Annotated in this window: 21 protein-coding genes and 1 pseudogene; 17 read left to right on the top strand and 5 right to left on the bottom strand. The window is 55.1% G+C overall.

Annotated features, from left to right (window positions below):
• Positions 1–459 precede the first annotated feature (459 nt).
• The 8 genes from AAEZ08_RS10060 (at position 460) to AAEZ08_RS10095 (ending at position 5,347) form a co-directional block, all read left to right on the top strand.
• A complete protein-coding gene (locus AAEZ08_RS10060) occupies positions 460–645 on the top strand; it encodes a hypothetical protein (protein WP_155736264.1) in 186 nt (61 codons plus the stop codon).
• Positions 617–1,531: a helix-turn-helix domain-containing protein gene (locus AAEZ08_RS10065; protein WP_063540935.1), complete on the top strand. Its 915-nt coding sequence runs from the start codon at positions 617–619 to the stop codon at positions 1,529–1,531. Before AAEZ08_RS10060 ends, AAEZ08_RS10065 begins: the two co-directional genes overlap by 29 nt.
• A gap of 201 nt (positions 1,532–1,732) precedes the next feature.
• Positions 1,733–2,191 carry a hypothetical protein gene (locus tag AAEZ08_RS10070; RefSeq protein WP_500124201.1) on the top strand — a complete coding sequence of 153 codons (459 nt, stop codon included), beginning with the start codon at positions 1,733–1,735 and terminating at the stop codon, positions 2,189–2,191.
• Positions 2,191–2,412 carry a hypothetical protein gene (locus AAEZ08_RS10075; protein WP_500124202.1) on the top strand — a complete coding sequence of 74 codons (222 nt, stop codon included), beginning with the start codon at positions 2,191–2,193 and terminating at the stop codon, positions 2,410–2,412. Before AAEZ08_RS10070 ends, AAEZ08_RS10075 begins: the two co-directional genes overlap by 1 nt.
• A gap of 49 nt (positions 2,413–2,461) precedes the next feature.
• Positions 2,462–3,313, top strand: coding sequence for a hypothetical protein (locus tag AAEZ08_RS10080; RefSeq protein ID WP_500124203.1), 852 nt, complete (start codon positions 2,462–2,464; stop codon positions 3,311–3,313).
• Between the two features lie 587 nt (positions 3,314–3,900).
• Positions 3,901–4,632, top strand: a complete 732-nt coding sequence (locus tag AAEZ08_RS10085) for a hypothetical protein (protein WP_500124204.1) — start codon at positions 3,901–3,903, stop codon at positions 4,630–4,632.
• Between the two features lie 41 nt (positions 4,633–4,673).
• Entirely contained in the window at positions 4,674–5,018 is a 345-nt protein-coding gene (locus AAEZ08_RS10090) for a hypothetical protein (protein ID WP_500124205.1), read from the top strand.
• Positions 5,015–5,347: a hypothetical protein gene (locus AAEZ08_RS10095; RefSeq protein WP_500124206.1), complete on the top strand. Its 333-nt coding sequence runs from the start codon at positions 5,015–5,017 to the stop codon at positions 5,345–5,347. Before AAEZ08_RS10090 ends, AAEZ08_RS10095 begins: the two co-directional genes overlap by 4 nt.
• A gap of 5 nt (positions 5,348–5,352) precedes the next feature.
• On the opposite strand, the gene AAEZ08_RS10100 is transcribed toward AAEZ08_RS10095, so the two are convergent.
• Entirely contained in the window at positions 5,353–5,895 is a 543-nt protein-coding gene (locus tag AAEZ08_RS10100; protein WP_500124207.1) for a hypothetical protein, read from the bottom strand.
• Positions 5,896–6,082: 187 nt separating this feature from the next.
• Between AAEZ08_RS10100 and AAEZ08_RS10105 the strand changes: the two genes are divergently transcribed.
• Positions 6,083–6,694 (top strand): recombinase family protein, encoded by a 612-nt coding sequence (locus AAEZ08_RS10105; protein ID WP_500124208.1) that lies wholly within the window; start codon positions 6,083–6,085, stop codon positions 6,692–6,694.
• A 367-nt stretch (positions 6,695–7,061) separates the two neighbouring features.
• On the opposite strand, the gene AAEZ08_RS10110 is transcribed toward AAEZ08_RS10105, so the two are convergent.
• Positions 7,062–7,376 (bottom strand): hypothetical protein, encoded by a 315-nt coding sequence (locus tag AAEZ08_RS10110; protein WP_045631984.1) that lies wholly within the window; start codon positions 7,374–7,376, stop codon positions 7,062–7,064.
• A 52-nt stretch (positions 7,377–7,428) separates the two neighbouring features.
• Entirely contained in the window at positions 7,429–9,015 is a 1,587-nt protein-coding gene (locus tag AAEZ08_RS10115) for a recombinase family protein (protein ID WP_500124209.1), read from the bottom strand.
• A gap of 51 nt (positions 9,016–9,066) precedes the next feature.
• Here AAEZ08_RS10115 and AAEZ08_RS10120 point away from each other — a divergent pair.
• A pseudogene (locus tag AAEZ08_RS10120) lies at positions 9,067–9,702 on the top strand (pirin family protein); the annotation flags it as partial.
• Positions 9,703–9,747: 45 nt separating this feature from the next.
• Here the strand turns inward: AAEZ08_RS10120 and AAEZ08_RS10125 are convergent.
• Complete coding sequence (locus tag AAEZ08_RS10125; RefSeq protein WP_003285614.1) at positions 9,748–10,686, bottom strand: lipid A biosynthesis lauroyl acyltransferase; 939 nt, start codon at positions 10,684–10,686, stop codon at positions 9,748–9,750.
• Positions 10,687–10,844: 158 nt separating this feature from the next.
• Between AAEZ08_RS10125 and minC the strand changes: the two genes are divergently transcribed.
• The 6 genes from minC to AAEZ08_RS10155 all read left to right on the top strand — a co-directional run bounded on the left by minC (position 10,845) and on the right by AAEZ08_RS10155 (position 15,369).
• Positions 10,845–11,570, top strand: a complete 726-nt coding sequence (minC, locus tag AAEZ08_RS10130) for a septum site-determining protein MinC (RefSeq protein ID WP_003285613.1) — start codon at positions 10,845–10,847, stop codon at positions 11,568–11,570.
• 95 nt (positions 11,571–11,665) lie between these two features.
• Positions 11,666–12,481: a septum site-determining protein MinD gene (minD, locus tag AAEZ08_RS10135; RefSeq protein ID WP_003285612.1), complete on the top strand. Its 816-nt coding sequence runs from the start codon at positions 11,666–11,668 to the stop codon at positions 12,479–12,481.
• Positions 12,478–12,735, top strand: a complete 258-nt coding sequence (gene minE / locus AAEZ08_RS10140; RefSeq protein WP_003285611.1) for a cell division topological specificity factor MinE — start codon at positions 12,478–12,480, stop codon at positions 12,733–12,735. Before minD ends, minE begins: the two co-directional genes overlap by 4 nt.
• Before the next feature lie 61 nt (positions 12,736–12,796).
• A complete protein-coding gene (locus AAEZ08_RS10145; protein WP_003285609.1) occupies positions 12,797–13,432 on the top strand; it encodes an RluA family pseudouridine synthase in 636 nt (211 codons plus the stop codon).
• On the top strand, positions 13,414–14,004 hold the full coding sequence (locus AAEZ08_RS10150; protein ID WP_102821560.1) for a class I SAM-dependent methyltransferase: 591 nt from the start codon (positions 13,414–13,416) through the stop codon (positions 14,002–14,004). The genes AAEZ08_RS10145 and AAEZ08_RS10150 overlap by 19 nt, the downstream gene beginning before the upstream one ends.
• Before the next feature lie 75 nt (positions 14,005–14,079).
• Positions 14,080–15,369: a M18 family aminopeptidase gene (locus AAEZ08_RS10155; RefSeq protein WP_003285606.1), complete on the top strand. Its 1,290-nt coding sequence runs from the start codon at positions 14,080–14,082 to the stop codon at positions 15,367–15,369.
• Positions 15,370–15,459: 90 nt separating this feature from the next.
• Here AAEZ08_RS10155 and AAEZ08_RS10160 read toward each other — a convergent pair whose 3' ends face one another.
• Complete coding sequence (locus AAEZ08_RS10160; RefSeq protein ID WP_427702408.1) at positions 15,460–16,422, bottom strand: NAD(P)H-quinone oxidoreductase; 963 nt, start codon at positions 16,420–16,422, stop codon at positions 15,460–15,462.
• Between the two features lie 174 nt (positions 16,423–16,596).
• Here AAEZ08_RS10160 and AAEZ08_RS10165 point away from each other — a divergent pair, with 174 nt between their 5' ends.
• Complete coding sequence (locus AAEZ08_RS10165; RefSeq protein ID WP_058064188.1) at positions 16,597–18,681, top strand: carboxy terminal-processing peptidase; 2,085 nt, start codon at positions 16,597–16,599, stop codon at positions 18,679–18,681.
• Positions 18,682–18,745 lie beyond the last annotated feature (64 nt).

Genomic DNA, 18,745 nt, shown 5'->3' on the forward strand with positions numbered 1-18,745 from the left:
AAGAAGGAGGTCGAGCCATAGAGAATCCCATAGGTCCAGCAGACACCCGCCCGTGGTTCTACCAGACACTCGGCCATAGGTCTGCGGGAACCACTAATAATAATGATATAGAGATAAAGATATAGAAATAAAGAATAAAAGCCAAAAGCTTAAATTTCTTTCTACTCTGTTTGATGGTTCTACTTAGCTCTCGCCTTCGGCTGTTCGCACGTAGCCCCATCATCAAGACTCTGTGCAGTCTTGTTCGTCTTTCGACTCACGCTCAGCACAGTAAAGAGAAAGAGAAAGAGCATAAAAGCAAAGCTTGGTCTTGTGTTGACTGTATTTGCATTGATGGTGCATCAGCTTTCAGCTGTTATACATTTTTGTTGGTGCAAAGATCGCAAGATCGATAGGAAGAATAATTCCCCGAGTGTCTGACAGACCCACGGGAATCTTATTAACGTTTAGAGGTGCAATATGAAAATCAGAATCACACTTGGCGAACAGGCTAGTGAAGAGCTGTTGCAGCTTATGGAGCTATGGGGACATGAGAGCCCCACCCACTCCTGCAACAAAGCAGTCTCTGCTGTATTTAAACAACTAATTCAAATTCCATCCTTTAAGGAGAACAATAATGGCAACACAACTCTTTGCAAAAACTGAAAAAGAACTCTCCTCCTACTTCGCTGTGTATCGTGAACTGCTAACTGCCACCGGCTGGAACGGCTTGGAATTAGTAATGGCGAAGGACGAGAAAGGTAAGCTTGTCCCTACTGGAGAGGTTGTGGAAGTTTTTTATCCGTTGTCCTGTGAAGACAAGGTTGTTTGGTGCTGGATGTTAGACCGATTCCAATTCTTCAAAGAACAAAATGGTGTTTGGTTTGATAACCAAGACGAAATTGCTACTTACTGTGGTGTTGGCTTGTCCACAGTCAAACGGTTTATTAAGAAGCTGGTTATTTCTGGTGTGCTGCACGTTGAAAAGAAGCCAATGGGCGGAGCACGATTCAGCAATAGCTATGTTATTACCCGTGATCTTGTGCTGGTGCAGAAAGACAAGGCGAAAGCCCCTGTACCGACCAAGGAACAGCCCCAGCAGCCTATACAAGCCCCCCAGGAGCTAGCAGCCCCTCAGATGGATGACTTCGTGCCGGCTGGTGCTGAATGGGCCTCTGAAGCCGTTCCAATGGATGTATATGAGGATTTCTTGCCAGAGCTTGAGGACGATGGCTCTTGTGATGATGCCTTTAGCTACAGCGAACAGAGCGAGACTCAAGCTCCTGTAACGGTGCAAGAGACAAAAGCTACTTCCGTGGCTCGTTCTGGAATTGAAAGTATTGATCTAACCACGCTGCCCGAGATTTGCTATGAGCGGAATGGAAGTATAAACGATGCTATGTGGAATTGGCTTGAGGATCGAGACTTCTACATCGAAGACCCTAAAGATTGCATCGTGCATTTGAATGGCGCTCGCTATACCTTCAAAGGTCGTAAGTTTGAGGTATGCAATTCAGAAGCAGTAGAGGAAGGGGCTTTTAGCCCGTTCTAAACAGCTCTTTTACTGTGTAAATAGAGAGTAGCTTTAAACGATCAGCAGTTAACCCACCCTACCCACAGGGTGGCAATAAACGCATCAAACAACCTTATTTATTAACGAGATTCTGAACTCTTTCGAGAGTTTTGATAATAGGGCTTCTATGCCCACAACAACGCCAAATGGCAACAACTACTTAAAATCGAGGAACAAAATATGAAAGAAGTCGTAAAAATCAACACCTTTACTTTCAACCAAGAAGAGCTTGATCGCCGCACTAATCGAGCTATCGAGAACTTCAAAGCTTCCCTGCATGCTCTTGACCTGATCCAACTGCCCTTCGCCTTGGCAATCGATGCTGTAATCGAAGCCACTAAGAACGGAAAGAAACTCTCCACTTATCGAAAGCCGCAGATTCATGGAAGCCTTTGCTACATCTACCTTGAAAAAGAAGACATTCAGCATCTTTTGGAAGAAGTAAAAGAAAAAGAAAAAGCAAAGTACATCGCAGAGCTGGACGCTGAGAAGGAACGCAACCTCGACTTGCTTGCAGAGCAACTGTATCAGCAGGAAAAAGCTAAAAAGCTAAAAGCTGAGCAGGAAAAAGAACAGAAAGCACGAGATCAAGCAAAGCGCGATGCTATCGAATACTTCCAAAGCCTGGAGGCTCAATAATGAATGGTAAACGCCTGATGGCCGTTCTTGAACAGAAAGCACGAGAATCCAAAGCTCCTGCTCCTACAATTCCGACGCCCTCTCCTAAACAGGAAAATATGTATTCAGAGGCTGAATTGCAGTGGGCAATTGATTTGGTGATGGAGGCGCATTTAGAGAGTTTGAAACCTAAGCTATCAACTACAGATCGCATTATCCGGGAACGCCTAGGATTGATCTAACACTACAGGGGAGCGAAAGCTCCCTTTGTTTTTACAAGGATAAGAAACAATGATTGTATCGAAATACACAATTTCCGTTGGATTCAACTTCCCTCGATCAGAAATTAGGAAGGTTGATTTCCAGCTAAAAGCCCTTGAGAAACGGTTTCAAGCATTCGGTAAGGGGCTGGCCAGTAGCTTTGCCAAAACACTAACGCTTCCTGAGCTAAAGGTTAAAAAGCTAAGTCTCGATAGCTTAGGTGCGCAACGAAGCCTTCAAACCGATATGAATAGGATTGGTCGCCTCCTCACTGTGCCAATCGGCAATGTCCACATTGACCAAGCGCGTATCAATCGTCAGCTTCAAGGCGTTATGACACGTGCAGCTTCAGCAGCTCGAATCAATATCCGTACTATTCAGGGGAGTCACGGAGGATCAAATATTCACTACCCAAGCCATCTCGGTGTTCCACGAGGCTTTGACGCTTTCAGTGGGGGTTTTGGTGGAGCTGGGGCCGCTGGGTTCCTCCCTCGCCTTGGCCCCATTGGTGGTGCAGTAGCTGGCGTTGCTGCTGGCGCTGCTTATGGTGTTAGTAAGATCAATGATGCTAGAAAAGAGACAGCGACCCGTGAAGGTCAACGTCTACAACTTGAAACGGCGGTTGGTGGTAGTCGGGAGCGCAGAGACAGTTTCACTAAAGGATTCTTTGATTTATCCAACGATCTTGGCATCTCTGCTGAAAGCCAGATAACCGCGTATTCAAGGTTTATGAAACAAGCGCAATCATCTGGTATGACAGCCAACGATGGCTTTGATCTATTCAAGAACGTAGCCACGGCTACACGTGGTAATGGCGGCGATCAACAAAGTATTGAGCGCCAAGCATACGCGTTAATTAGTAGCGCCCTTGGTCAGCAATGACCATTGAAAACTCACCTAAACGGGGAAACTCTCTCGTAGACAATCCCGTGCTAAATCGTCTTCAGACGTAAATGCCTAACGACTATCCCGAAAGGGAGTAGAGCCAAGTGGCTCGAAACGGTGAGCACCCTAAATGGGTGGTGATATAGTCTCCTCTGCATAGCGATATGCAGCAGTTCATAAGAGAACGGCACAAGATTAACGACCTTGTGTGAAGATCAGGTGCAGCAAATGTTGGGTGTTGGGTATTTGCGTGGCGAGGAATTGAATCAGCAGCTTAATTGGTAGGCTGGCTGTGCCGGAATGCACAGAAAAATAAAGCTCTTTAATTGCTGGAAACCCCTAACGTTAAGACGAGGGCAATCAGCAGCGAAGCATCTAAGTGCTAGATGAACGTTCAACGATCAGTCGAAAGACGTAGGGTCAAGTGATCCGAAACGGGAGCCACCTCACCGGCATTAGCCGAAGGTGAAGATATGATCTGATCTTATGTGAAAGCATGAGCAGCTTGAATAAAGCGGGCAATGAATAACGACCATTGCTGAACATGTTGTGCCGATTCAAACCCAGCAATCAAGAAATTTATTATGCAGGCCTTCGCGGAGCGCACAGGCAAGAAGGGAACAGAAGCTTTCCTCGATGCCCTGTCCAATCGGGAAGTGTCTGTGCAGGACGTTTTGAAAGGTTATGAGAAATCAGCCAAGGAAGCCTCTGATCGTGTTCGTGAACTGTCAGGGAGTATTCAGGGTGCTGAAGCTCGTTTGGAAAACCTAAAGCTTGCAGAGGAGCTACAACGAACTGTAGACGGGCCTTTGACAGAGGCGGCTAAGCAGTGGACAGAAGCACAGACAGAGCTGCACGGTGCAATGGAGCCTCTACGCGACAGTTTTTACAGCGTAGCCGCTTCAGCTACAAGCCTTGCTGCAAGTCTCATCAGTTGGGGAGTTAAGCAGTCTGAGAGCGCCCCTGCTACAAATGGTGAGGCGAGCAATGAGCAACGCTCTGAGAATCCGTGGTCAAGCTCTACAGGACGCGGAATGCTTTCAGTACCTGATGCACGAGCCATCAAGCAGCCGTCATACCCTCAGTTCCTAAGCCCGCTAATCCCCGAGCAAAAAGAATGGGAGAAGTCCCGGTTTATGCCTTCTGTTGAAAGCGTCATGTCTTCTACATCAAGCAAGGTGGTCAACAATAGCCCTGTTATCAATCAAACATTTAATGTCAATGGTGTTGATAGCTTTGAGTTTAAGAGCTTGTTTCAGCACGAGTTCAAGAACGTTATAGAAACGACGCTACTTCAATTCCCCGAAAAGGAATGATTGTTATCTTATAACACATTGTCAATCACACGAGTTGGGGCATGCTGGCATGGAAGCTGGCACCACCTTATCTGCTACATCCCGCATATCCGCTATTCAAACGGTTGTTTGAATTAAGCCGTTTTGTCCTCCAATCCTCAATAAATTTAAATTCGAAGGAGAAGAATCCAATGATTCGCCTGATAACGGCTGTCCTGCTGACAGCCATCACGTTTCACCTGTTCGCCCTGGAGCGAGAAGTAAGCCAATCCGTAGTCACGGTGCAGCATCAAAGCCAAGAGATTGATGCACGCCTATCCAAACAGAACGAACGAATAGACACGCTGAGCAATGAGATACGCAATCGTCTGAATGTCATCGAAGCCCGTCAGAGGGCCACGCGATGAGCGATCTTTCCTGTATGTGGTTGGTGCTCAAGCCAGCTTCGGGCCTTACACCAGAGCCGTTATTGGAAGCTTGGGAGCCTGTCTCAATCGACGTGCAAGAGATGGCAGAGCCGGGCATGTACAGCGTCCTGTTCAGCACACAGAAGCAAGGACAGTTCTTCAATGCGTGGCGAGAAAGCATCCGTGGCCAGTGGCTTCGTCTTGGGTGGGCGAACGAAGCGATGTTCTTCCCAAGCCAACTCACCTTCCAGAACACCCTCGAAGACTTTAACGAATTCGTCACCGCCTACCGCAAGGGGATGAAGGTTCACCAGCTCACCGAATCCTAGTAGGGTTATTCAGCCTCTATGGCGTCCTGTAAAGCCCCTATATTTTTTCGCAGAACTTTTCGGTTTAGAGAGTGGAAGTAAGTGTCCAGATCGTTCTGGTACTCGTACGGCTTTCCATGCAGCATCCTGTGAAGGTTGCAGATCAGGCTTATCTGAACAGCAATGTCTTGGGACGTGTTGACTGTCAGTCCTAGTCGACTGATTTCCTTCTGTACACTGTCCAAGTGCTTTCTAATCTCCGCTTTTACATCCTTCCGCTGTGCGTATTCGTAGAGCCTCACCAGCGTTAGGTTCGGATTCCGCCCGATCTGAAAAACCGTCATATCTCCAACGACTCTGTTCGTAAGGGAATCGCCTGTGCTGGTTACAGCCGTCAGTACATCCTCCATGAAAAGAAGGGCTCCAGCACGACGATCTGTCATCCGATACAGGGGATCATCACACGCGCCTTTGTCTTCGAGCTTTTGCATTAGCTCTGGTGTCATTACCTCCTCTGCATAAATTGGTGCAGCGGTGCATAAGGCAATAGCTAGTACTAGTCGACGCATGGGCTTCTCCATTCGATCATGCTGCCACAATAACATCACGGCTCCTTGGGTCCCCCTCTCACTCCTATCATTTGAGTCTACTCAAAAGGTAGAGCGATAACCGCCTGTCTACTCCTATCACCATCCCTCTATTAAATAGCTAAACGATAGATTATCATTGATCTATCGACTTAGAGGACAAACGATAATGAACACTCACATCTACCTCCGCGCTTCAACCAAGGATCAGGATGCCGAGCGAGCTTTGGCATTGCTCCAGCAGTTCGCTAGCGATCACCACCTTAATGTTGTTGGTACATACGCCGAGAATGTCAGCGGAACCACTCTTGAGCGCCCGGCGCTGAATACGCTTCTGAATAGTGCCAAAGCTGGGGATGTGCTTCTGGTGGAATCGGTAGATCGCCTTTCTCGCCTTTCTCAGACGGATTGGGCCAAGCTGAAGACGGTGATACAGGACAAGGGATTGAAGCTTGTAGTGGCTGACCTACCAACGAGTCATATGCTGGTTGATGATAAGGGAATCACAGGTCAGATCATGCAGGTTATCAACGCCATGCTGATTGACCTGATGGCTACGATGGCTCGCCTCGATCAAGAAAAGCGCGTGGAGCGTATCAAGCAAGGTCTGGCGAACAAGCGTGCGGCTGGTGAGAAGGTGGGTGGTAAGGCTCGGAACGAGAAGAGGTGGGCGGAGATTCGCAAACACCTACAGAACCCCACGCTTACGGTGGAGCAGGTAGCCAAGCTGTGTGGTGTGGGTGTGGCTACTGTATATCGGGTGAAGAAGACCCCAGCCTGATTGAATCGGTATTCAAGAAAGCCCCTTCGGGGGCTTCTTTCGTTCTTGTGTACACAGCGTGACGATATTTTGGATATTGGTCACAAGTGCTGTACTCAGACTCTGGCCCGACTAAGCGCTACGACCCTAGCGACGGGGTTTAGGAATTGGCCCAGAGGATATTTCCCATAGCAGTGATCTTGACCTGTTCGTCCAAGGGCTGCCCCGTCAGACGGGGTAGTGTTATCGGAGCGATGCTCTTTCCCCCGAGCGGGGAATCTCAGCAAACGTTCTGCATATAGGAGAGGAAACAGGGGATGTGATATTTGCTAAGGAGAATCCCCCCACACCTGTGCAAAGCATGGGGGCTTTCTGACAGGGGGTTGGGTTACTCGTCCTTTTGTGCTAGTTGTGCTTCAAGCTCTCGAACACGCTTTTCGAGAAAGGCAATGTACCGGGTCTGTACGTCATCAGGCATTAGTGATTTTGTAAACTCAGTGAACAGCCCAGAATCCCCCCCAACACTGTTCGATCTGCTGACCTGCCGTACAGGTTCACCTTCGGCCTTGATCCACTTAGACATCACCGCATAGCTTGGCTTTCCTTGTTGCGAACAAAAGCGGCTGAGGCTCATACCACTTGTTTGATATTCCTCGATCAATGCTTGCTTCTGCTCATCGGCGTAGCGAATACCCTTTACCATTGTGTTAGCCCTTTTCGTGTAGGTAGCACAAAGGTATCACACGATATTTTCCCTATGCATCATCACCGCGCCTGCGATGGTCCCGAGCAATCAGAGACAGCAGGTCATTGAACTCCGGTGTCGGCTCTGGCAGAGGCTGCTTGTTCACCCTATCAAGAAGCTCTTGTTGCTCTGGACGTAGCATCAGCAGTCGATATTCCTGCCCTAAATCTTCATACACATAACTTTTTGCAGAACGATCATACCCCTTGTATTTCCAAGGGTGCTCATCCCCACTCACCCATATTTCCCCATTAGAAAAGCAAGTGATTGAGTATTCGGCCTGCTGAAGCAGTGCGTTGAGCTTGATTGGATCGTTTGCCAGATAGTCACGCTCCACGTTGATGATTGTATTGGTGGACACGGCATCATCAGCAGAACGATCAAGGATCAGGCGTTCGTCTTGTAGCTGCTTCCTCTGCGCCTGTAGCTGTTCGAGCTGTTCTTGTATCTCTGGCACCAGCCCGATTGCTGCGATGGTGCTAGCAAGGTTTCCGATTCTCTTGGACAGGTCTTCAAGCTCGCCTTCTATCTCGATCTTTCGTTTCTGGTGTTCAGTGAGCAACTGGCCTGCCAACGCACGTTCCACATACGGCAGAGAAGTTTTCACACGGATGTGTTCGAGAAGCTGCTTAGGGATGGATTTAGAATTGCTGCACCCGTCCAGCGTCAGACGCGCCCGGCTTGTGCATTGCATTGTGGCCCCGGTGTTGGGATGCTTCTTGACGTTGAAGTTACGCCCGCAATGTCCACATTTGACTAGGCCAGTCAGGAGGTAGGCTGTTGGTGCGCTACGCTTCTGATCCTTGTTGCGGCTTAGCTGCTCCTGCACACGGTAGAACAGCTCCTTCGGTACAACTGGTTCATAGACGTTTGGAATCTCACCCCAATTGCCAATGGCCGTAGTGTTCGTCAGCCACCTTTTAACAGTGGTGCCATTGATGGTTTGCAGTAGCTCGTGTCCTGACTCACGTAACCGCCGACAGATACGCCGCTCGCCCAACCCTGCCGCATAGTCCTCGAATGCCTGCCTTACAAGCGGTGCAACGGATTCGATTAGCTTTCCTTCCTTGTCGATCCACATTGGTGTGTGACGCTTTACAGCCTTACCTTCCTTAGCTGCTCGCCTCCTACGGTCATACGCGGCATTGATTCGACGGGACAGCGCCTCACTATAGTTATATGCCTGCTGCACCTTCGCCACGAGTAGAAACAAGTGATTGCTGTTCGCTGACTTCTGATCGTATGTCAGCCCATCGTCGAGCGTGACAATCATCACCCCTGCCTGAACGATCCTTCCTAATAGAGGAAGCATCTCTAATGGTTCAAGTCGCCCGGTGCGGTCGATAGCCTCGACAAGAATGCAATCCCCCGGCTGGATAACTCCCGCTTCAACAGCGGCCAAGAGTTTGCCAAATCCATTCTCAAGGTGTTCGCCCTTCCAACCGCTGCGCCCCAGGTCTTCAAAGCTCGTGAGGCTGAGAGTGTAATCAGGATGGGATGCCAGCCACTGAGCCACCATTGCTTGTTGGCGTTCAAGGCTCGACCCCCGCGCTTGCTTGGCTGAAGAAAAACGGACGTATGAGAATGCAGTGGGCATGGGATGCTGATTCCGAGCTAACCAAGATGGCCATTGTATCATTGCCCCGGTGTTCTCGAAGGGCGGATGCGCCACGAGGATCACATGGGCAACGTCGGGCGGCTGGAAAGCGGCGGTGTGCAGTGGATGACCGCAGCACGCGGTGTGATCCACAGCGAAATGCCGGAGCAGGAGGAAGGCCTCATGCGCGGCTTCCAGCTGTGGCTGAACCTGCCCGCCCACGCCAAGCTCGGAGAGCCGGGTTACCGCGACTTCGCACCTGCAGAGATTCCCCAGGTGCGCCTCGAAAACGGCGTACGGGCCAAGGTCATCGCCGGAACATTCAAGGCGGAAGGCATCGAGCACCAAGGCGTCGTGCAGCGGCCCGATACCGAGCCCCAGCTATTCGATCTGCACTTGCCCGCCGGTAGCACGTTCTCGCCGCAGATCCCGGACGGCCACCTGTTGTTGCTCTATGTATACGAGGGCGCGCTGCAGGTCGGCGATCAGCCGGTCGGCAAGGGCCAACTGGTGCGCCTGTCCGAACAGGGTGAGCTGCAATTACACAGCGAGACCGGCGCACGACTGATGCTGCTGGCCGGCCGACCGCTGAGAGAACCCATCGTGCAGTACGGTCCGTTTGTGATGAATAGCCGCGAGGAGGTCGAGCAAGCGCTGCGGGATTTTCGCGATGGGACACTGGCCTGACCGGAGCAGATCGGCGCGCGCCACCAGCGTGGCCTGCTGACCGGCCTATCGCTTCCTGCGTTTCTTATAAAGGCCAGGCTCACCAAGCGGGCGGGTCTTGAAACGGCGATGTGCCCAAAGGTATTGCTCCGGCAAAGCACTGACCGCCTCCTCGATCCACTGATTGATCCGCAGGCAATCGGCTTCTTCACTCTCGCCGGGAAAGTCCTCAAGCGGCGGATGGATCACCAACCGATAGCCCGAGCCGTCAGCCAGGCGTTCCTGGGTGAACGGCACGACCTTGGCCCTGCCCAGTCGAGCGAACTTAGTGGTGGCGGTCACCGTAGCTGCCTGGATGCCGAACAGCGGTACGAACAAGCTCTGCTTGCGCCCATAGTCCTGATCCGGCGCATACCAGATGGCGCGACCAGCCCGCAGAACCTTGAGCATGGCGCGTACGTCCTCGCGCTCGATTGCACTCGCGTCGAGGTTGTGCCGTTCGCGCCCGCGGCGCTGGACGAAGTCGAACACCGGATTCTTATGCTGGCGGTACATGCCGTCGATGGTGTGCCGTTGGCCTAGCAGCGCCGCGCCGATTTCCAGGGTGGTGAAATGCAGCGCCATCAGGATTACGCCCTGCCCCGCCGCCTGGGCCTGTTGCAGATGCTCCAGCCCTTCGATCCGGGCCAGACGCTGCAGGCGCGCCTGCGGCCACCACCAACTCATCGCCATCTCGAAGAAGGCAATGCCGTTGGAAGCGAAATTCTCATGCAGCAGTCGTTCGCGCTGCTCCTGGCTGAGTTCTGGAAAACACAGCTCCAGATTGCGCCGGGCGATGTAACGCCGCGAACCGGCGAAACGGAACATCAGTGCGCCGAGACCACGCCCCAGTTTCAGCAGCAGCGGATAAGGCAACTGAACCAGCAGCCATAGCAATCCCAGGCCCAGCCACAGCGGCCAGAAGCGCGGATGCAGGAAGTACGCACGAAACTGAGGACGGTCCATGAATAGCTCAACAGCCTATGAAGCGGCGCATTCTACCGGCAAATGCCCGCATTGACCGAACCTCGACGCACCAGTGATCGTTCCGCGGGCCCTTGCCGGGTTGCAGGCGGCGGCGCTCCCCGCTATAAGTCCTCGCCATTTACCGCAGCAGACAGACCATGAGCCAAGCCGACCTCACCGATCAGTCCCCAGCCTTTCAGCTCAAGGGCAGCATGCTCGCCATCACCGTGCTGGAGCTCGCGAGTAACGACATCGAGCGTCTCGACGAGCAACTTGCGGCCAAAGTCGAGCAAGCGCCGGACTTCTTCAATAACACCCCGCTGGTACTGGCACTGGACAAGCTGCCGGAGTCCGCCCGCGAGATCGATATCGCTGCGCTGGTCAGCCTCTGCCGCAAGCACCGCCTGCGCACGCTGGCACTGCGGGCTAGCGACCCCACACATCTAGAAGCGGCGGCAGTGCTCGACCTGCCTGTGCTACCGCCCTCCGGCGCACGTGAACGCCAGGTCGATCTGAATTCGAAAATCCCGGCTAAACCCGCTGAACCGGTCTATCGCCCTACCCGAGTCGTTACCACGCCAATTCGCGGCGGCCAGCAGGTGTATGCGCAGGGTGGCGACCTGATCGTCCTCGCTCCCGTGAGTCCGGGTGCGGAACTTCTCGCCGATGGAAACATCCATGTGTACGGTCCGCTCCGCGGTCGCGCCCTCGCGGGCATCAAAGGCGACACCACGGCACGAATCTTCTGCCAGCAACTCGCAGCGGAAATGGTTTCCATCGCCGGCCAATACAAGGTCGCCGAGGACCTGCGACGCGATCCTCTCTGGGCTGAAGCAGTACAGATCAGCCTCTCTGGCGATGTGTTGAACATCACCCGCCTTTAACGGATACTGCCGCGAATTTTCAAGGACCAAACGGGCAATCCTGACGCCGAAATCAGCGGAAGGTCCCGATTTTTTAATTTTTAGGGTGAATCACCTTGGCCAAGATCATCGTAGTCACTTCCGGCAAAGGTGGCGTTGGTAAAACCACCACCAGCGCCGCCATCGGCACCGGCCTCGCGTTGCGCGGCCACAGGACCGTCATCGTCGACTTCGACGTCGGCCTGCGGAATCTCGACTTGATCATGGGCTGCGAGCGTCGAGTAGTTTATGACTTCGTCAACGTCATCAACGGCGATGCCACCCTTACCCAAGCACTGATCAAGGACAAGCGCCTAGAGAACCTCTACGTGCTTGCTGCCAGCCAGACCCGCGACAAAGACGCCCTGACTCAAGAAGGCGTCGGTAAGGTCATAGACGAGCTGGGCAAGAACTTCGAATACGTAATCTGCGATTCCCCAGCCGGTATCGAGAAAGGCGCGCACCTGGCCATGTATTTCGCCGACGAAGCCATCGTCGTAACCAACCCGGAAGTTTCCTCGGTACGCGACTCCGACCGCATGCTCGGCCTGCTTGCTAGCAAGTCGCGCCGCGCCGAGAGCGGCGAGGAGCCTATCAAGGAACACCTGCTGCTGACCCGATACAACCCCGAACGCGTCACCAAAGGTGAAATGCTCGGCGTCGAGGACGTCGAGGAAATCCTTTCCATCCGCCTGCTTGGCGTAATTCCCGAGTCGCAGGCCGTACTCAAGGCGTCCAACCAAGGCATCCCTGTGATCCTCGACGATCAGAGCGATGCCGGCCAGGCCTATAGCGATGCCGTGGACCGTCTGCTCGGCAAGGAAGTGGTGCACCGCTTCCTCGACGTGAAGAAGCCTGGCTTCCTGCAACGACTTTTCGGAGGCCGCGAATGAACCTTTTCGACTTCTTCCGTGAACGCAAGAAGAAGGAATCCCCAGCTGCAATCGCCAAAGAGCGTTTGCAGATCATCGTCGCCCACGAGCGTGGCCAGCGCACTGAGCCGGACTACCTGCCGGCCCTGCAGAAAGAACTGGTCGAGGTGATCCGCAAGTACGTCAACATTGACAGCGACCAGGTCCAGGTTGCACTCGAGGATCAGGGCAGCTGCTCGATTCTCGAGCTGAACATCACCCTGCCGGATCGCTGAGCGAAACCGGCGTACAGAAACGGCGGCCCACGGGTCGCCGTCTTCGTTTGTGGAAAAGCGAATGCCTCTTAGCGCTATCGAGATCGTCCATCAGGACGCCGCCCTTCTGGTCATCAACAAGCCGACCTTGCTGCTGTCCGTACCGGGTCGCGCCGAAGACAACCGTGACTGTCTAGTAACCCGTCTGCAGGAAAATGGCTATCCCGAAGCGCGCATCGTGCACCGCCTGGACTGGGAAACCTCCGGGCTTATCGTGCTTGCCCGCGACGCTGATACGCACCGTGAGCTGTCCCGTCAGTTCCATGATCGTGAAACCGAAAAGGCCTACACCGCACTGTGCTGGGGCGAGCCGGAACAGGACAGCGGCAGCATCGACCTGCCACTTCGCTACGATCCGCCGACCAAACCGCGTCACGTGGTCGATCATGAGCTGGGCAAGCATGCCCTGACTTTCTGGCGCGTGCTCGAACGCTGTGGCGATTACAGCCGCGTCGAGCTGACACCTATCACCGGCCGCTCTCACCAATTGCGAGTACATATGCTGTCGATCGGGCACCCACTACTCGGCGATCGCTTATACGCACATGAGCAGGCACTGAAAGCCCACGAACGGCTGTGCCTACACGCCAGCATGCTCGCACTGACTCATCCGCAAACCGGCGAGCGGCTACGCTTCGAATGCCCGGCACCGTTCTGATGGAGCGTTTTCTCGAAGCGACCCAGGGCGCACCAGCGCACCCAACCCTTCGCAAGGCGCTCGACCTATGGAGCGCCTCCCCTGGCCAGGCTCTGGACCTGGGGTGCGGCGCCGGACGCGATAGTCTGGCTCTGCTGCGTGCTGGCTGGAAGGTGGTCGCTGTAGACCACTCTGCAGATGCTCTGGAAGTCCTGCGCGTGCAGGCCGACCCCAGCTTGTCAGGTAGGCTCACCACTCGGTGCCAGCCATTCGAGAACGAGACGCCGCTACCGATCGCTGATCTAGTGAACGCAAGCTTCGCGCTGCCATTCTGCAAGCCGGAAGCATTCAACGATTTCTGGGCACGGATAACCCAATGCCTACGCCCGGGCGGCGTGTTCGCCGGGCACTTCTTCGGGCCGCACGACAGCTGGGCGGCGAAGGGCTACACCATTCACGGTCGCGAGCGGTTGCTACGGAAATTCGAAAGCTGGACGCTAGTGGAGCTCAACGAGTTCGAGTTCGACGGCAAGACCGCGGTAGGTCACAGCAAGCACTGGCACCTGTTCGAAGTAATCGCTCGACGCCACTGAGTCCCAAGCCCGTAAAGGACTGCTGCCGCACATTGCAATGGGATAGACTTCGATGCTTGCAGTCCGGAGTCCGAAATGCGCAAAGCTCTCAACCAAGGCCTGATCGACTACTTGCAGGCCTCGCCTACCCCCTTCCATGCCACCCAGAATCTCGCCCAAGCACTGCAGGCCGCTGGCTACCGCGCGCTGGACGAACGCGAGGCCTGGCATACCGAGGCTGGCGGGCGTTATTACGTTACCCGCAATGACTCGGCCATCATCGCCTTTCAACTGGGCAGTAAGTCGCTCGTCGAGCATGGCCTGAGGCTGGTCGGCGCCCATACCGACAGCCCGTGCCTGCGGGTCAAGCCACAGCCGGAGCTGCAGCGCCAGGGCTTCTGGCAGCTGGGTGTCGAGGTGTATGGCGGCGCCCTGCTCGCTCCTTGGTTCGACCGCGATCTGTCGCTGGCCGGCCGCGTCACCTACAGCCGTGATGGCCGCATCGAGAGCCAGTTGATCGACTTCAAGGTGCCGATCGCGACGATTCCGAACCTGGCGATTCACCTCAACCGGGAAGCCAATCAGGGCTGGGCCATCAACGCCCAGAACGAGCTGCCGCCAATCCTCGCGCAGATCGCCAGTCAGGAAAGCCCGGACTTCCGCGCGCTGCTCGCCGATCAGCTCGGCCGTGAACATGGCCTGGTCGCCGACGTCGTACTGGACTTTGAACTGAGCTTCTACGACACCCAGAGCGCGGCGGTCATCGGCTTGCACGGTGACTTCATCGCCGGCGCCCGCCTGGACAATCTGCTTTCGTGCTTTGCGGGTTTGCAGGCCTTGCTGAACGCCGAACCCGAGCACACCTGCGTACTGGTCTGCACCGATCACGAGGAAGTCGGCTCGACCTCGTTGTGCGGCGCGGATGGCCCGTTCCTGGAGCAGGTCTTGCGTCGAGTGCTGCCGGATGAGGACGACTTCCAGCGCGCCATCAGCCATTCCCTGCTGATCTCCGCCGACAATGCCCACGCGGTGCACCCGAACTACGCCGACAAGCACGACGGCAACCACGGGCCTAAGCTCAACGCTGGCCCGGTGATCAAGGTGAACAACAACCAGCGCTACGCCACAAGCAGCGAAACCGCCGGGTTCTTCCGTCATCTTTGTCTGGAGAACGAAGTACCGGTGCAGAGTTTCGTCACCCGTAGCGACATGGGTTGCGGCTCCACGATCGGCCCGATCACGGCCAGCCAGCTGGGTGTGCGTACCGTCGACATTGGCCTGCCTACCTTCGCCATGCACTCGATCCGGGAGCTAGCGGGCAGCCAGGATCTGGCGCATCTGGTCAAGGTGCTGACCGCCTTCTACGCCAGCAGCCAGCTGCCTTGAGCCACACCAGGCAGGTCTGCAACATCTGCAACCTGCCCGTTTTATCAAGATAGGGCCAGTTCTGGCTCGTCTACATCAGGATGATGCGGATCAGGAAATCGCGCTATCGATCACCAGGGCCACCTTGCCGGACACGGTGTTGCTGGCCAGCGTTTCGAATGCAGCCTCCACATCACCGATGGCAAAGGTTCGCTCCAGACGCGGCGAAAGCTTGCCCTGGGTGAACAGCGGCCAGACCTTCTCTTCCATTTCCGCTAGCAGCCCGGCCTTGTAATCGGCGTCGCGGCTGCGCAGGGTCGAGCCGATCAACTGGATGCGCTTGGCCAGCAAACCAGCCAGATCCATCTCGGCCTTGCGTCCGCCCATCAAGCCGATCATCACCCAACGCCCATCCATCGCCAGTAGTTGCATATTCAGTGCGGCGTACTTCGCACCGACCGGATCGAGGATCATGTCGAACGGACCGAAATCGCGCAGCGCTTCGAGCGAGTCACCCCGTAGCACACCGCCCTGCGCGCCCAGCGATTCGCAGTAGGCCAGCCGCTCGGCCGAACCGACGCTGACCCAGCAGGGATTGCCAAAGGCCTTGCACAGCTGGATCGCCGCAGAGCCGACACCGCTGGCACCAGCGTGAAGCAGTACCTTGTCGCCGGCCAGTAATGCGCCCAGGCGATAGAGATTGAGCCAGGCCGTGGCATATACCTCCGGAATCACTGCGGCCTCGTGCAACGACATGCCCTCGGGAACCGGCAGCGCATGACGGGCGTCGACCACCACTTCTTCGGCCATGCCGCCACCTGCCAACAACGTGCATACGCGATCGCCCACCTTCCAGCGACTGCGCCCGCTTACCTCGGCGATAACGCCAGCACATTCCAGCCCCAGGATGTCGGTAACACCTGCTGGCGGCGGATAATGCCCGGCACGCTGCAACAGGTCTGCGCGGTTCAGTCCCGCTGCAGCCACGCGGATACGGACTTGGCCTTCACCGCACGCCGGAGCCGGTCGCTCAGCCCAATCCAGATGCCCCTCGATGCCTTGCAATGCCTTCATGCTGCCTCCATAGTGGTTCCTATCTCTGTCCACCCAACTGATCGCTCGCTGGCCTTTTTCGACCACCTGTACCATCGGGCTTGTGCTTTCCACCGCCGGACGGAAAACCGAACCGGCGCTTACTTTAGATGGCCTAATATGCGTTATTCCCTAGCCTTACGTCGCCCCCAAGCCATGAAACGTTCGCTGACCTGCACCGTTCTCGCCGTTCTTTTCGGCCTCCATGCCTCCCTGGCGATGGCCAAAGCCGTCAGCACGCCGGAGAACTGGGACTACCTGCAACCTGATCGTGACCAGGTGATTGCCAGCCTGAACGTCGTCGAGCTGCTCAAGCGCCATCATTACAACAAGCCACCGTTGAACGATGCACGCTCCGCGAAGATCTTTGACAGTTATATTCAAATGCTCGATCCGTCACGCAGCTTTTTCCTCGCCTCCGATCTAGAGGAATTTGGGAAGTGGCGTAATCAGTTCGACGATTTCCTTAAGGGTGGCAACCTTGAGCCCGGCTTTGCCATCTACAAGCGTCACCTCGAACGGTTGCAGAACCGCCTCAACTACGCATTGGGGCTGCTGGACAAGGGCGTCGATAGCTTCGACTTCACCGTCGACGAAGAACTGTTGGTCGACCGCGAGAAAGCCGCTTGGGCCAAGAACGCTGCTGAACTGGACGATCTATGGCGCAAGCGCGTGAAGGATGAAGTACTGCGCCTGAAGATTGCCGGCAAGGAGCCAAAGGCCATAGAGGAGCTGCTCACCAAGCGCTACAAGAACCAGCTTGCGCGTTTGAACCAGACCCGTGGTGAGGACGTGTTCCAGGCTTACATCAATGCCTTCGCTCAGTCGTACGACCCACACACTCAGTACTTGTCGCCAGACAATGCAGAGAACTTCGACATCAACATGAGTCTGTCCCTCGAAGGCATAGGTGCTGTGCTGCAGAGCGACAACGAGCACGTCAAAATCGTGCGCCTGGTACCGGCAGGCCCCGCCGAAAAGAGCAAACAGCTTGCTCCGGCTGACAAGATCGTCGGTGTCGGGCAGGCCAACGACGATATGGTCGATGTAATCGGCTGGCGTCTGGATGAAGTGGTCAAGCTGATTCGCGGCCCGAAAGGCTCAGTGGTTCGCCTGGAGGTCATTCCGGCGACCAACGCACCTAACGACCAGAAGAGCAAAGTCGTGGCGATCACTCGCGAAGCGGTGAAGCTCGAAGAGCAGGCGGCGAAGAAGTCGGTGCTCAAGCTCGATCATCAAGGGCAGAGCTTCAAGCTTGGCGTCATCGAAATCCCGGCGTTCTATCTCGATTTCAAGGCGCTGCGCGCCGGGGATCAGAACTACAAGAGCACCACGCGGGACGTCAAGAAGCTGCTGTCTGAGCTGGAAGCCGAGAAAGTAGACGGCGTCGTCATCGACCTGCGCAACAACGGTGGTGGCTCACTGCAGGAAGCCACAGAGCTGACCGGCCTGTTCATCGACCAGGGCCCGACAGTGCTCGTGCGCAATAGCGACGGTCGTGTGGACGTCCTCGCCGACGAGCAAACTGGCGTTTACTACAAAGGCCCGCTCGCCGTGCTTGTGAATCGCCTCTCCGCATCCGCATCTGAGATCTTCGCTGGCGCGATGCAGGACTACCATCGCGCACTCGTGCTTGGCGGTCAGACCTTCGGCAAAGGCACTGTGCAAACGATACAGCCTCTCAACCACGGCGAACTGAAGCTCACCCTTGCCAAGTTTTACCGTGTTTCTGGGCAGAGCACCCAGCACCAAGGCGTGATTCCCGACATCGCCTACCCGGCGGATGTCGATACCAAGGAAATCGGAGAAAGTGCGCTACCGGAAGCCCTGCCCTGGGATAGCATCAAAGCCGCGATCAACCCGGATATGAATCCGTTCAAGCCATTCCTTGCTGAACTCAAGGCTCGTCATGAAGCACGCACCGGAGAGAACCCGGACTTCGTGTTCACGCGTGATCGTCTGGCCTTGGCTCAGGAGCTGATGCACGAGACGACTGTCAGCCTCAATGAAGCAAAGCGCCGCGCGCAACAGGCCGACATTGAGAAGCGCCAGCTTGCCTTGGAGAACGCCTTGCGCCTGGCCAAGGGCGAGCAGCCGCTGGCTAAGCTGGAGAAGGAGGACGAAACCACGCCTCACAAAGAAACAGAAAAGCCTAAACCGGAAGACGATGCCTATCTCTCCGAGAGCGGCCGGATCCTGTTGGACTATCTCGGCCTGAGCTCGGCCATGGCCAAACACTGACCTAAGCACCGCACCAATGTCATCAAAATGACATCATGACGTCGTGAAATAAAGGGCCACACTC

Origin of the sequence: Pseudomonas sp. E45-MNA-CIBAN-0222, from assembly GCF_040310405.1 — a bacterium.
Classification (GTDB): Bacteria; Pseudomonadota; Gammaproteobacteria; order Pseudomonadales; family Pseudomonadaceae; genus Stutzerimonas; species Stutzerimonas stutzeri_AC.

Bases quoted from the DNA above. Each gene is read 5' to 3' on its own strand.
- AAEZ08_RS10060 (WP_155736264.1), top strand. From the start codon at position 460: ATGAAAATCAGAATCACACTTGGCGAACAGGCTAGTGAAGAGCTGTTG.
- AAEZ08_RS10065 (WP_063540935.1), top strand. From the start codon at position 617: ATGGCAACACAACTCTTTGCAAAAACTGAAAAAGAACTCTCCTCCTAC.
- AAEZ08_RS10070 (WP_500124201.1), top strand. From the start codon at position 1,733: ATGAAAGAAGTCGTAAAAATCAACACCTTTACTTTCAACCAAGAAGAG.
- AAEZ08_RS10075 (WP_500124202.1), top strand. From the start codon at position 2,191: ATGAATGGTAAACGCCTGATGGCCGTTCTTGAACAGAAAGCACGAGAA.
- AAEZ08_RS10080 (WP_500124203.1), top strand. From the start codon at position 2,462: ATGATTGTATCGAAATACACAATTTCCGTTGGATTCAACTTCCCTCGA.
- AAEZ08_RS10085 (WP_500124204.1), top strand. From the start codon at position 3,901: ATGCAGGCCTTCGCGGAGCGCACAGGCAAGAAGGGAACAGAAGCTTTC.
- AAEZ08_RS10090 (WP_500124205.1), top strand. From the start codon at position 4,674: ATGCTGGCATGGAAGCTGGCACCACCTTATCTGCTACATCCCGCATAT.
- AAEZ08_RS10095 (WP_500124206.1), top strand. From the start codon at position 5,015: ATGAGCGATCTTTCCTGTATGTGGTTGGTGCTCAAGCCAGCTTCGGGC.
- AAEZ08_RS10100 (WP_500124207.1), bottom strand. From the start codon at position 5,895: ATGCGTCGACTAGTACTAGCTATTGCCTTATGCACCGCTGCACCAATT.
- AAEZ08_RS10105 (WP_500124208.1), top strand. From the start codon at position 6,083: ATGAACACTCACATCTACCTCCGCGCTTCAACCAAGGATCAGGATGCC.
- AAEZ08_RS10110 (WP_045631984.1), bottom strand. From the start codon at position 7,376: ATGGTAAAGGGTATTCGCTACGCCGATGAGCAGAAGCAAGCATTGATC.
- AAEZ08_RS10115 (WP_500124209.1), bottom strand. From the start codon at position 9,015: ATGCCCACTGCATTCTCATACGTCCGTTTTTCTTCAGCCAAGCAAGCG.
- AAEZ08_RS10125 (WP_003285614.1), bottom strand. From the start codon at position 10,686: ATGGACCGTCCTCAGTTTCGTGCGTACTTCCTGCATCCGCGCTTCTGG.
- minC (WP_003285613.1), top strand. From the start codon at position 10,845: ATGAGCCAAGCCGACCTCACCGATCAGTCCCCAGCCTTTCAGCTCAAG.
- minE (WP_003285611.1), top strand. From the start codon at position 12,478: ATGAACCTTTTCGACTTCTTCCGTGAACGCAAGAAGAAGGAATCCCCA.
- AAEZ08_RS10145 (WP_003285609.1), top strand. From the start codon at position 12,797: ATGCCTCTTAGCGCTATCGAGATCGTCCATCAGGACGCCGCCCTTCTG.
- AAEZ08_RS10150 (WP_102821560.1), top strand. From the start codon at position 13,414: ATGCCCGGCACCGTTCTGATGGAGCGTTTTCTCGAAGCGACCCAGGGC.
- AAEZ08_RS10155 (WP_003285606.1), top strand. From the start codon at position 14,080: ATGCGCAAAGCTCTCAACCAAGGCCTGATCGACTACTTGCAGGCCTCG.
- AAEZ08_RS10160 (WP_427702408.1), bottom strand. From the start codon at position 16,422: ATGAAGGCATTGCAAGGCATCGAGGGGCATCTGGATTGGGCTGAGCGA.
- AAEZ08_RS10165 (WP_058064188.1), top strand. From the start codon at position 16,597: ATGAAACGTTCGCTGACCTGCACCGTTCTCGCCGTTCTTTTCGGCCTC.